Here is a 12224-nt window from a genome sequence, read left to right as displayed (position 1 = left end):
CGCGGCGGTCGTGGGGCGTCAGCTACTGCCCCAAGTAGGCGTTGCGCAAGAGGGCTTCGTCGGCGAGCAGCTCCTGCGCGGGACCGTGATAGGAGACCTTGCCGCTCGTGACCACAAGGGCATCCGTCGCCGCCCGCAAAGCCAAATGGGCGAATTGCTCGACGAGCAAGACACCGACCCCCGACTGAGCAATGCCCTGAATGACGGGAACAAGCCGCAAGAAGACGACGGGTGCCAGACCCAGCGACATCTCGTCGATCATGATGTACCGCGGCCGCGCGGCGAAGGTGCGTGCCAACACGACCATCTGCTGCTCGCCACCGGACAGCAAGACCGTCGGGGAATCAATGCGCTTCTCCAACTCGGGAAACAAGGACATGGCCTCGTCGAAGTCGGCCTTCGATCGCGCCGTCAGCGTGAGATTCTCGCGGACGGTGAGCGAAGGGAAGATCATCCGGCCCTGCTCGACATGCTTGAGCCCCAACAGCGACCGCTGCCGCCGCGAAAGCGTGGAGATTTCCTGGCCGTCGATCTCCAGGCCACCGGACGCGATCGGGATGATGCCCGACAGGGACTCGAGCAGGCTGGTCTTTCCTGCCCCATTCGGGCCCACGATGGTCGTGATGCTGCCCTGATGGACTTCGAGGCTGACGCCTGAGATGACGGGGCCGACGCCCCGCCGCACCACCACGTCGGTAACTTTGAGACTCACAGCATCTCCGTTTCACCCATGTACGCTGAAACCACCTTGGGGTCGTTCAGTACCGACGCGCGGTCTCCACTCGCCAGGATCTCGCCGAAGTTGAGGACCGTGATCTGCGAACAGACGCTGCGCACCAGGTCGAGGTCGTGCTCGATGATCAGGATCGTGGTTCCGAAGTGCTCGGGAGCACGGCGCAGTCGATCGGCGAATGCGAGGTGCTCGTCGTGCGATAGACCCGCGGCAGGTTCGTCCAGCAGCAACAGCTTGGGACGTGACGCGAGGTTGGCCGCCACCTCCACCAGACGGCGAGTGCCGACGTCCACGACGCTGAGCGGGGTATACGCATCCGGGCAACCGAAGAATGTCAGCGCGTCGGAGATCGCGGCAGGGTCGGCCCTTCCCCCCGTGACGAATCGAAGGTAGGCGCCGACACTCATGCTCGGCGGCACCCGATCCTGCTGGAAGGTGCGGCGAAGTCCCGCTCGGGCGCGCCGATGCGGAGGGAGTCCGGCTAGCGGTTCGCCATCGAGCACAGCGGTTCCGGTGTGTTGCGGAAGGAATCCACCGATCGCGTCCACGAACGTCGACTTGCCCGCACCGTTCGGGCCGATCAAGCCGAGGATCGTGCCCTCTTCGACCACCAGCGAGACATCTGTCAGCGCCTTCACCGCCCCGAACTCGACCGTGAGGTGTTCGACGACCAGCAAAGGGCGACCCGTGCCGGCGGGGATGGGGGCCTCTGCGACGGACTCCACTGCGGCGTGATCCCCGGCGGCGTCAGCTCGGGACGCCTCCATGAGTCGGCGACGGCGGAAGAGAGCGGCGCGCACGCTCGTGCCCAGATTCGAGTTCGAGGTGAGAGCCTGAATCCCCAATATCCCGAAGGCCACGCTCGACCACTCGAGCGGAACCCGGAACTGCTTGAGTATCTCCGGAATGACGACGAACAGAATTCCCCCGAAGAGAGCCATGTCAATGAGCTGCGAGCCGACCACGATGCTGAGCACGTAGAGCCCCAGTGAATTGATGGGCGTGAAGGTGAGGTAGTTGACCTGCGTGATCTGGCCGACGATCAGGCACCCGGCAATGCCCCCGACGAAGGCACTGAGCGCGAATGCCGACAGCTTCGCGGTGCGCACGCTCGTCCCCGCTGAGGCGGTCCCCCGCTCGGAGAACGCGACGGATTTCCAGGCTGCACCGATCCTGCTCTTCTGCAGGGCGTAGATGCCCAGAGCAATCGTCACAGTGATGATCACGGCGAACAGGAAGTACCCCCGGTCGCCGGTCGGGTCCGATGAAAGACCGAAGGGTCGGGGAATGTGCGCGAAGCTCTGATCCGGAAACCCGATCTGCTGCACGGTGGTGTCGACCGCCGCGGCGACCCCCAAGGTGATGACGGCGAGGTTGACCCCTCGCAGTCGAAGAGCAGGAAGGCCGATGACCAGTCCGAGCGCGGCCGTGATCACTCCGGCGATCACCATGAAGAGCAGGAATGACAGCGGCCCGAAGACGTTCGGGAGAGGCGTCTTCAAGTACAGGAATTCGAGGATCCAGGCACCGATCGACCCGAAGCTCAGCTGGCAGAGCGCGATCATGCCAGCCGTACCGGTCACAATTCCCAGACCCATGAGGGAAACCATCGCGACCAGAACCGAGGTGGACACGAACACGACGTAGGCCGGCATTCCGAAGCCGAAGATCGCACCCAGCACGACTGCGCCAAGGGCGATGGCGAGAGGCAGCCACGGACGACGTGTCGCCCGAGATCGGCTAGCGAGCGACATCCCAGACCTCCTTGCGCTGGTTCCAGAGAAGGAAGAGCACGATGACGAGAATGGGGATCCAGTCCCGGAGCTGAGTGGTCGACGGGAACGCGGTGAGGGCACCCTGCAGGGCGCCGACCACGAGGCCGCCGACGATGGTGAGCGGAATGTTTTTGAAGGCGCCCACCAAAGCGGCCGCAGTGCCGGGGATGACCAGTGTGATCATCGACGTCGCATCGGCCGCTGCGGTGTTGCCGATGATGGACGCGCAGAGCCCCATGACGCCGCCGACCACCATCCACACACCCACTTGGAGACCCTTGACGTTGACGCCGAGCAACTCGGCTGCCGTCTGCCGATCGCTGACTGCTCGAAGCCGGATCCCCAGCGGTGTGCGATTCACGACGATCCAGGTCAGGATGCCCACGACCAGGGCCGCCACGAGCATCGCGACCCCGACCTTGGTGACGGCGACATCACCGATGAGAAACGCCGGCCCGATGAGCAGTGGCCGGAGCGGCTGAGGCTGGGAGCCGAAAAGGATGAACGAGAGGGAGATGAGCATAAGGAGCGACGCGACCGTCACGGCCGAGCGCGCGGTGGTCGTCGCTTCGGAGAGCCACGTCGCTTCGATCCAACCCAGAATGCCGGAGATCAGCGCTGCCACGAGCACGGCAACCACCACCGTGATCACGGTCTGCACATCGAGCGACGCCCCAGCGATCAGGGGCGAGGTACGGATGGAGAGGTAGGCCCCGAACACCCCGACCGCGACGAGCGAGAAGTTGATGACGCGCGTCAGCACCGACATCAGCGTGAGTCCCACCCCGATCAGGGCGTACAGGGCGCCGGAACTGAATCCGACGGCGAGAGCGATGATGATGTTCAACTGTCCTCCGGTGGTGCAGTAACACAGGGTGATTGCGGGCGACGCGCCGTGAGCGGTCGCCCGCAATCAGTGATTCGAGCGAGGGTTACGGCTGCTTGGTGTCGACCCAGCCGATCTCGTCGCCCTTCAGCCACGGCCCGAGGGACGTCCACTCACTCGTGTTCTTCTTGATCTCGACGGGCCAGGCCGACTTGTTCGCCTGGTGGGAGGTGCCGGGCCCGAAGATCCAAGGAGTCGCCACCATCGGGTTCGTCACTGGCGTCGTCATTGCCTTTGCGGCCGCCGTGAACGAATCCCGCGTCACCTTTCCCTTGACTGTCTCGAGGATCGCGATGAAGTACTTCGCGGCGAGATAGCCACCCTGTGCGAACGACGTCTTCGGCACATTGTGCGCGTCCATGACCTTCGCCCAGTCGGTGTTCGACGTGTCCTTCGGGTCGGTGAACGGAGAGAACTCGGCGGGCAGGTGAATGTCGGCACCGTACGAAATGCCCTTTGCGAACTCGTCCGAGTAGCACGACGTGAGGACCAGGAAGGGGACGTTGAGCCCCTGGTTCGATGCTTCTCCGATGAAGGCGGTGACAGCCGCACCGACCTCGGTGATCATGACCGCACCACAGTTGTGACTCTTGAGCGCGGCAACATTGCCGGCGTAGCTCGCTTGACCACGCGTGAGGCTGAAGTCGCTGTAGGCGAGCGTCTTCCCGGTCTTCGCGGACCACGCGTCGATCGCCTGCTGATACGCCGCCTTGCCCGCATCGTTGTCGGGGACGACTTCGGCACAGATGTTCTTGTACCCAAGGGTTTCCGAACCGTCGTACAACGTCGCGTAGGCATCGAAGTACGGCCCATCATTGGCCGGTGCGATGTTCGGGGTGGTGAAGCAGAAGGGGTCGACACCGGTGCCCTGAAGCGACACGATGTTGTTGTCCTCCCACGTCTTGTGGTTGACCGCGCAGTCGAGCAGCGACGACGAACCGACGAGGGCGACGGCGCCACTGGCCAGCGCATCCTTCGCCGCGGTCGCCGACACGGCTGGGTCAGTCTTGTCGTCGTACACCGTGTATTCGAGCGGATGACCGTGGAAGCCGCCCGACGCGTTGTAGTCGTCGAACACGGCCTTGACTGCTTGTGGAGCCTCCGGGAAGAAGGTCAGGCCGCTGAGGGCAGCGACCTTGATCGGCGTGCCGGTCGCGGGCGTGCTCGCACCGCCGCCACCGGTCGTGGCGCTGCAGCCGCTCAGCACGAGCGCTGCGGTGGCGACGATGGCCGCCGCGCCGATTGTGATGCTGGTCTTTCGCATGTGATTGGTGCCTCTCCGATAGGAGCTGAACGTCCATGTTCAGCGACGGTCCTTCATGTCGGACGGCAAACAACGGCGTCCTGCGGCCACTCTAAGAACGCACTCGCGGGGCGCGTTTGTCGCCTGCGGAACAGTCGTTGACTCTCCGTACCGGAGTTCTCGGGGGTCCGTGAGGAAGGGACTGCGCTCAGGAGCACAGGCCGTGCGCCCAGCGTCAAGCGCGCGGGACGACTGCTGACGATGCTGGTTTCATCAGCATCCGGACTCACTGAGGAGAGTATCCATGTCCGACTACGCAACCCTGCTCGACACCATCAGCGCCCCGCCCGGGTCCGGTAGGGAGGTTCGCGATCCCGCGACCGGAGAGGTGATCGCCTCGACCGTGACAATGACCGTGGAGGATCTCGACGCCGCCATCGCTGCGGCGAAGAATGCCCAACCCGCCTGGGAGGCTCTGGGACACGCGAAGCGGATCGAGCTCATGAACGCGGCCGCGGACCGCATCGAAGCGAACTCCGAGGCCCTCGCGGAGCTGCTGTCGCGGGAGCAGGGGAAGCCCCTCAACGGACCCAACGCGCGGTTCGAAGTCGGCGCGTGCGTCGGCTGGCTGCGCGCTGCGGCAGCGACCCCCCTGGAACCGGAGGTGGTCGTCGACGACGGGAGCATGCGTGCTGAGTTGCACTACCGTGCGGTCGGCGTCGTCGGAGCGATCGGCCCGTGGAACTGGCCGATGATGATCGGCATGTGGCAGATTTCCCCGGCACTGCGCATGGGCAACACCGTCGTCGTGAAGCCCTCGCAGTACACCACCCTGAGCGTGCTCGCGCTCGTCGCGGTCATGAACGAGGTCTTGCCGGCCGGCGTGCTGACGGTGATCTCGGGAGACCGCGTGGTCGGCTCTCGTCTCGCCTCGCATCCCGACATCGACAAGGTGATGTTCACCGGGTCGACCGCCACCGGCCGCGAGATCATCAAGAGTTCGGCAGACAACCTCGCCCGACTCACCCTCGAGCTCGGCGGGAACGACGCAGGAATCGTCCTGCCCGACGCTGACCCGGCGAGCATCGCCGGCGACCTGTTCTGGGGGGCATTCATCAACACCGGCCAGACCTGTGCAGCGCTGAAGCGGCTGTATGTTCACGACTCGATCTACGAGCAGGTCATCGAGGAGCTCAAGGCCGTGACGGCGACGATGCCGATGGGCAACGGACTCGACGAGAACAACGTGCTGGGTCCCCTGCAGAACAAGGCGCAGTTCGACATCGTGTCGGATCTGGTGGAGGACGCCAAGAAGCGCGGCGGACGGGTCATCACGGGCGGCAGCCCTGCGACCGACCTGGGTCCACTCTTCTATCCGATCACGCTGGTAGCCGATCTGCACGACGGCGATCCGCTCGTGGACGAGGAGCAGTTCGGCCCGGCACTCCCCATCATCCGCTACACCGAGATCGAGGATGCCATCGCGAGCGCCAACAGACTGGACGTCGGTCTTGGCGCCTCGGTCTGGTCATCCGACGTCGACGAGGCACGAAAGGTCGCCGTCCGCCTTCAGGCCGGAACGGTGTGGATCAACAAGCACGGCACGGTGCACCCGATGATGCCGTTCGGCGGTGTCAAGTCCTCCGGTTACGGCCTCGAGTTCGGAGTGGAGGGCCTGAAGGCCCTGGGTGTGCCGCAGGTGATCAGCGGCTGAATCCCCTCCCAATGGCGAAGGAGCCGGTACCCCTCACGGGTGCCGGCTCCTTCGCTGTGCGGGGAGTGTGACGCTTACAACTGGGCGCCCAGCTTGAATCCCTCGTCGACGTCGCCCTTGCGCGTGTAGGAGAACCCGTCCGCTCCGATCGTGACAGCCATCTCGCTGGGTTGCTCCCGCTCGGCGAGCGGCTGGGGCACACCGTCGAGGTCGAGTACGACGCTCGCATCGGTGTACCAGCTCGGAACCACCGGATTGCCCCACCAGTCACGGCGTTGATTGTCGTGGACATCCCACCGCACGACGGGGTTGTCGGGATCACCGGTGTAGTAGTCCTGCGTGTAGATCTCGATGCGATGACCGTCGGGATCCCGGATGTAGAGGTAGAACGCGTTCGACACACCGTGGCGGCCGGGGCCGCGCTCGATCGCATCGCTCCGCCTGAGCGCACCCAATTTGTCACAGATCGCAAGGATGTTGTGCTTCTCGTGAGTGGAGAATGCGACGTGGTGGAGGCGCGGGCCGGCGCCACCGGTGAGTGCGGTGTCGTGAACAGTGTCTTTGCGCCGCATCCAGGCCGCATAGACGATCCCGTCTTCGTCCTCGATGTCCTCGGTCACACGGAACCCGATTCCTTCGAGATACTCCAGCCCGCGCGGAACATCGGGCGTCACCTGATTGAAGTGGTCGAGCCGAACGAGTGCGCCAGGGGTGTACAACTCGTAGTGCCACGCCAGACGCTCGACATGGTCGACCGCGTAGAAGAACTCGTAGGGGAAGCCGAGCGGATCGATCACTCGCACCGCATCGCCGATTCCGCGAACGAACCCGTCCGGGCGCCGTTCGGTGCGGCACCCCAATGCCTGGTAGTACGCCTCGGCGAGATCGACGTCGCCCGGCGTCCGGACGCGAAAGGCGAGCACGGCAGCGCCGGCGATGGGGCCGCGCCGAAGCACGAGGTTGTGGTGGATGAACTCCTCCAGCGAGCGCAGATAGATCGTGTTCTCATCCTCGTAGCTCACGACCAGACCGAGGATGTCGACGTAGAACTCTCGCGACGCCGCGAGGTCGGTGACGACGAGTTCTGCGTACGCACAACGCACGATATCGGGTGGAGTCAGTCCGGGGGCGGTCAGTGACGGCGGTGTCATGATGTCTTCCTTCGAATCGAGTCGATCAGGCCGCGCCGAAGCGCGGGGTGTGGGCGTGACCGAGCGTGATGTGCACGGCCTGTTGGTCGGTGTAGAAGTCGATCGAGCGATATCCGCCCTCGTGTCCCAGTCCCGAGGCCTTGACGCCACCGAACGGGGTCCGCAGATCGCGCACATTGTGCGAATTCAGCCACACCATCCCCGCCTCGACGCGCTGCGAGAAGGTGTGGGCCCGCTCAAGGTTGTTGGTCCAGATGTAGGCGGCGAGTCCGTAGCGGACTCCGTTGGCCAGTTCGAGCGCCTCGTCGTCGGTGTCGAATGGAGTGATCGCGACCACCGGCCCGAAGATCTCCTCCTGGAAGATCCGCGCATCCGGCTCGACGTCGGCGAACACCGTCGGCGCGACGTAATTGCCGGTCGGGAGTCCTTCCGGGCGCCCGCCGCCCGCAAGAAGCCGCCCCTCCGTCTTGCCGATCTCGACGTAGCTCATGACTTTGTCGAAGTGCTCGGGGTGCACCAGCGCGCCGACCTCGGTCGCGGGGTCATGGGGGTCGCCGACGACGATCTTGGACGCGCGCGCGGAGTACTTCTCCAGGAACTCGTCGTAGATCGGCCGTTCGACGAGGATCCGGCTCCCCGCGGTGCACCGTTCGCCATTCAGCGAGAAGACGCCGAACAGAGTGGAGTCGATCGCCGCATCGAGGTCGGCATCAGCGAAGACGACGGCAGGGCTCTTGCCGCCCAGCTCCATTGAGAGCCCCTTGAGCATCGGTGCGGCGTTGCCGAAGATGAGCTGCCCCGTCCGGCTCTCGCCGGTGAACGAGATCAGCGGGACGTCAGGATGCTTGACGAGCGCGTCCCCTGCCTCCTCGCCCAAGCCGTTGACCAGATTGAACACGCCCTGCGGGAGCCCGGCATCCTCGAAGATGCCGGCCCACAGACTGGCCGACAGCGGCGTGAACTCCGCCGGCTTCAAGACGACCGTGCAGCCGGACGCGAGAGCGGGTGCAAGCTTCCAGCTCTCGAGCATGAATGGTGTGTTCCACGGCGTGATGAGCCCGGCGACACCGATCGGCTTGCGGTTGACGTAGTTGACCTGGCTGCCGGGGACTTTGTAGGTGTCGTCGGACTGCGCAACGATCAGATCGGCGAAGAAGCGGAAGTTCTCCGCCGCCCGCTGCGCCTGTCCAAGCGCCTGCGTGATCGGCAGTCCCGTGTCGAAGGTCTCGAACTCGGCGAGGTGGGCATCCTGCGCCTCCACCGCGTCTGCGATCCGATTGAGGATGCGTGCACGCTCGCGCGGCTTCATGCGCGGCCAGGGGCCGTCGACGAATGCCCGGGTAGCGGCCGCGACCGCCGCGTCGATATCGGCCTTTTGTCCGGCCGCCGCGGTGACGTACGTCGTGTTCGACACGGGATCGAGCACCTCGAAGGTCGCTCCGTCGATGCTGTCGACGAACTGGCCGTCGATGTAGTGCTGGATGCGCTGCGGAAGTCCCGCGGGCACATAGTGCGGCGCGGCCGCAGTGGTTGCGGTGGTCATGCGATTGCTCCTAACTGAAAGCCCTCGGTGGACGTCAGGTACTCGGCGCCCTCGGACAGGTAGTGGCGGATCTTGGTGATCCCGGCCTCGGTGGGAGAGATGAGCGGCGGACGAACATGGCCGGAGCGGATGAGCCCGCGCTGCTCGAGAACCCACTTGCCCGGTGCGGGATTCGTCTCGACGAACAGCAGGTCGACCAGGGGGTGGAGCCCGTAGTGAATCGCTCGAGCACCCTCGAGATCGCCCGCCTCCCACAGTTCGTACATCTGCGCGTGCGCAGCGGGGGCGATGTTGGCGGTCGCGCTGAGGAATCCGGCGCCGCCGAGAGCCAGGAGTGGGAGGCACAGCAGCTCGATGCCCGACCACACGACCAAGTCGCGTCCACAGAGCTGGATAACACGGGAGAAGTGTTCGAAGTCCTTCGTCGTCTCCTTGATGCCGACGAAGTTGTCGACATCCCGATAGAGCCGCGCCACAGTCTCGGGGGCGATATCGACTGCCGTGCGCGAGGGAACGTTGTAGGCGATGATCGGCAGCTCGGGAAACTCGGCCGCGATCGTCTTGTACCAGACGTACAGGGCTTCCTGTGTGGGACGCGCATAGTAGGGAGTGATGATGAGCGAGGCGTCAATGCCGAGCTCAACCGCACGGGCCGTCAGCTCCATCGTCTCGTGCAACTGGGCCGTTCCCGTGCCGACCACGACGGGGACGCGATCGGCGACCGTCTGCGTTACGGTGGCGATGGCGGCGGCGCGTTCCTCGACGCTCTGCGCACCCGGCTCCCCCGTGGAACCACCGATCGAGACTCCGTGAGTACCGTTCGCCAGTTGCCACTCGACAAGGTTCGCGAGGCTCGTGTGATCGATTGCGCCTTCGGCGGTGAAGGGCGTCATGAGGGGCACGATCGAGCCACGCAGAGTCGTGGGATCGCTTCGATAACGCATGATGGTTCCTTTCGGCGGGCCAGGCCCTGTCAGTGTCGGTGTGATGCTTGGTAGGTGAGCATCGCGTCGAGAGTTCGCGTCCGATGCGCCCGGGCCGCGAGCTCGATGTCCAGAGCGTCTGCGCCGGCCTCCAGAAGATGAAGGATGTCGTCGTGCTCGCGCACCGACTCGGCGGCACGGCCAGGCACGAAGCTGAATGACGAGTCCCGGATCACCTGCAGGCGGCTCCATCCTCGGTGGACAGCATCCAGAATCTGCGGATTCGGGCAGCGCTCGAACAGAGCGGCGTGGAACTCCAGGTTGAGTTCGGTGAAGCGGTGCGGGTCGAAGTCGGTCAAGGTCGCTTTCATCGCCTCGTTGACCGACCGCGCCCGTGCGATGTCGAGGGCGCCGATGTGCGGGGCGCTCAGTGCCGTCGCGGCTCCTTCGACGATGCTGAGCGTCTGCATCGTCGAGAAGTATTCGGCCTCGTCGATGAGCGCCACCTGCGCACCGATGTTCCGCTCGAACGTCACGAGGCCCTCGGATTCGAGCAGTCGGATCGCCTCACGCACCGGAACCACACTGACATCAAGCTGCCGCGCGATCGCACCCAGCACGAGACGATAGCCCGAGACGTAGGTGCCATCGGCGATTCGCGCCTTGATCCACTGGTACGCCAGCTGCGACTTGCTGAGCGTCCCGTCTGCAACCGTGGGTGTCAGTTCTGCCATTCGCTGTACCGTGCCTTCCATTCGGCGTTCATCGGATAGAGCCCCTTCACGGATGCGCCGCTGTCGACCTGCTCGGCGATGAACCGCTCCTCGCGCTCCTGCTCGATCGCATCGGCGACCACCTCGCGGACGAGCGCGGGTGGGATGACCAGCACCCCGTCATCGTCACCGACGATGACATCGCCCGGCTGCACCGCGGCCCCGCCACAGGCGATCGTGACGTCCGTCTCCCAGGGAACGTGACGGCGGCCCAGCACAGCGGGGTGAGGTCCCGCCGAGTAAGAGGGGATACCGAGTGCGGCGACGGTGGCGAAGTCGCGTATCCCGCCGTCGCTGACCACGCCCGCCGCTCCAAGCCGCTCGGCACGAAGGGCGAGGATGTCGCCGACCGTGCCGGTCACCGTCTCCCCACGCGCCTCGATCACGAGCACCTCGCCGGGCCGGAGGGAGTCGAACGCTCGCTTCTGTGCGTTGAATCCACCGCCATGCGTGGCGAAGAGGTCGGGGCGGAAGGGCACGAACCGCAGGGTGCGAGCCAGACCGACGAGTCGAACGCCCGGCTGGTTGGTGCGCACGCCGTCGATCGACACCTCGTCGTACCCGCGCTTGCGCAGCTGAGCGCTCAGGGTCGCTGTCGCTACGCTGTTCAGGTCCGCTCGCAGGGCGTCATCGATCGCGAACACCGGCGCCAGGCCGGCCGCGAGTCGGCTCCCCCACGCCTCCTCTCGCTGCACGTCATCCACCTGGGGCGGCGCACTTAATGCAGCAATCGGCTCCGAGCCCTGAACGACGGGCGTGATCAGGCGCCCGGTCGACGGCGCCCCGGGCGCGGTGGGGGCATCGACCTCGACCTCGACCGTGTCGCCGGGGACGACGACGCTCGAGCCCGCCGGCGTACCGGTCAGAATCACGTCGCCCGGCTCGAGCGTGATGAGTTGCGAGAGATCCGCGACGAGGTGGGCGAACGGGAACACCAGGTCTGCGGTCGTGTCTTCCTGCACGAGCCGACCATTCACCCAGGTGCGGATGCGAAGCGCCGCCGGGTCGACCTCGGCCGCCGGGATACTCCTCGGACCGATCGGGCTGAAGCCGTCCGCCCCTTTCGCGCGCAGGTTCGATCCCTTGTCGGCGAGCCGCAGGTCGTACACGCCGAAGTCGTTGGCGGCCGTGATGGACTCGACTGCCTGCCACGCCTGCTCGGGTGTGACGCGACGCGTGGAGCGCCCGATGACGAGTGCGATCTCCCCTTCGAAGGCGAGGAGTTCGGTCCCCGCGGGACGCTCGATCGGCGACCCCGACTCTGCAACGGAGCTGGACGGCTTGAGGAAGTAGGAGGGATAGGCGGGAACGCGGCCGCGCTGCGCGATGCGCGACGGATAGTTGAGATGCACGGCGATGATCTTGCCGGGCCGGCGGCCGTGTGCTGTATCCATGACGTCCTCGTCTTGTTGACTGTATGTGAAAAGATATACGATCTAAGCGGATCAACAAAGTCTCTCTATAATTCGGGACACAGAGTCGA

General features: G+C 65.2%; 10 protein-coding genes. 1 reads left to right on the top strand and 9 read right to left on the bottom strand.

Features of this window, described 5'->3' with window-relative positions:
* Positions 1 to 22 precede the first annotated feature (22 nt).
* From G3T37_RS06900 to G3T37_RS06885, 4 genes are all read right to left on the bottom strand, one after another.
* Positions 23 to 712 (bottom strand): ATP-binding cassette domain-containing protein, encoded by a 690-nt coding sequence (locus G3T37_RS06900; protein WP_163472770.1) that lies wholly within the window; start codon positions 710 to 712, stop codon positions 23 to 25.
* Positions 709 to 2487 carry a branched-chain amino acid ABC transporter ATP-binding protein/permease gene (locus G3T37_RS06895; RefSeq protein ID WP_163472769.1) on the bottom strand — a complete coding sequence of 593 codons (1779 nt, stop codon included), beginning with the start codon at positions 2485 to 2487 and terminating at the stop codon, positions 709 to 711. Before G3T37_RS06895 ends, G3T37_RS06900 begins: the two co-directional genes overlap by 4 nt.
* A complete protein-coding gene (locus G3T37_RS06890) occupies positions 2474 to 3355 on the bottom strand; it encodes a branched-chain amino acid ABC transporter permease (protein ID WP_163472768.1) in 882 nt (293 codons plus the stop codon). The genes G3T37_RS06895 and G3T37_RS06890 overlap by 14 nt, the downstream gene beginning before the upstream one ends.
* A gap of 85 nt (positions 3356 to 3440) precedes the next feature.
* Entirely contained in the window at positions 3441 to 4658 is a 1218-nt protein-coding gene (locus G3T37_RS06885; protein ID WP_163472767.1) for an ABC transporter substrate-binding protein, read from the bottom strand.
* 283 nt (positions 4659 to 4941) lie between these two features.
* Between G3T37_RS06885 and G3T37_RS06880 the strand changes: the two genes are divergently transcribed.
* Complete coding sequence (locus G3T37_RS06880) at positions 4942 to 6351, top strand: aldehyde dehydrogenase family protein (RefSeq protein WP_163472766.1); 1410 nt, start codon at positions 4942 to 4944, stop codon at positions 6349 to 6351.
* A gap of 74 nt (positions 6352 to 6425) precedes the next feature.
* On the opposite strand, the gene hpaD is transcribed toward G3T37_RS06880, so the two are convergent.
* The 5 genes from hpaD to G3T37_RS06855 are packed head-to-tail and all read right to left on the bottom strand — an operon-like array spanning position 6426 to position 12135.
* Entirely contained in the window at positions 6426 to 7502 is a 1077-nt protein-coding gene (gene hpaD, locus G3T37_RS06875; RefSeq protein WP_163472765.1) for a 3,4-dihydroxyphenylacetate 2,3-dioxygenase, read from the bottom strand.
* Between the two features lie 25 nt (positions 7503 to 7527).
* On the bottom strand, positions 7528 to 9045 hold the full coding sequence (gene hpaE / locus G3T37_RS06870; RefSeq protein WP_163472764.1) for a 5-carboxymethyl-2-hydroxymuconate semialdehyde dehydrogenase: 1518 nt from the start codon (positions 9043 to 9045) through the stop codon (positions 7528 to 7530).
* Positions 9042 to 9989: a 4-hydroxy-tetrahydrodipicolinate synthase gene (gene dapA, locus G3T37_RS06865; RefSeq protein ID WP_163472763.1), complete on the bottom strand. Its 948-nt coding sequence runs from the start codon at positions 9987 to 9989 to the stop codon at positions 9042 to 9044. The genes hpaE and dapA overlap by 4 nt, the downstream gene beginning before the upstream one ends.
* A gap of 29 nt (positions 9990 to 10018) precedes the next feature.
* Entirely contained in the window at positions 10019 to 10702 is a 684-nt protein-coding gene (locus tag G3T37_RS06860) for a GntR family transcriptional regulator (protein ID WP_206673801.1), read from the bottom strand.
* Complete coding sequence (locus tag G3T37_RS06855) at positions 10690 to 12135, bottom strand: fumarylacetoacetate hydrolase family protein (RefSeq protein ID WP_163472761.1); 1446 nt, start codon at positions 12133 to 12135, stop codon at positions 10690 to 10692. The genes G3T37_RS06860 and G3T37_RS06855 overlap by 13 nt, the downstream gene beginning before the upstream one ends.
* Positions 12136 to 12224 lie beyond the last annotated feature (89 nt).

Source organism: Galbitalea soli, assembly GCF_010686725.1.
Classification (GTDB): Bacteria; Actinomycetota; Actinomycetes; order Actinomycetales; family Microbacteriaceae; genus Galbitalea; species Galbitalea soli.
Note: the sequence above shows the minus strand (reverse complement) of the source record. Positions and strands in the feature narration are given on the sequence as shown.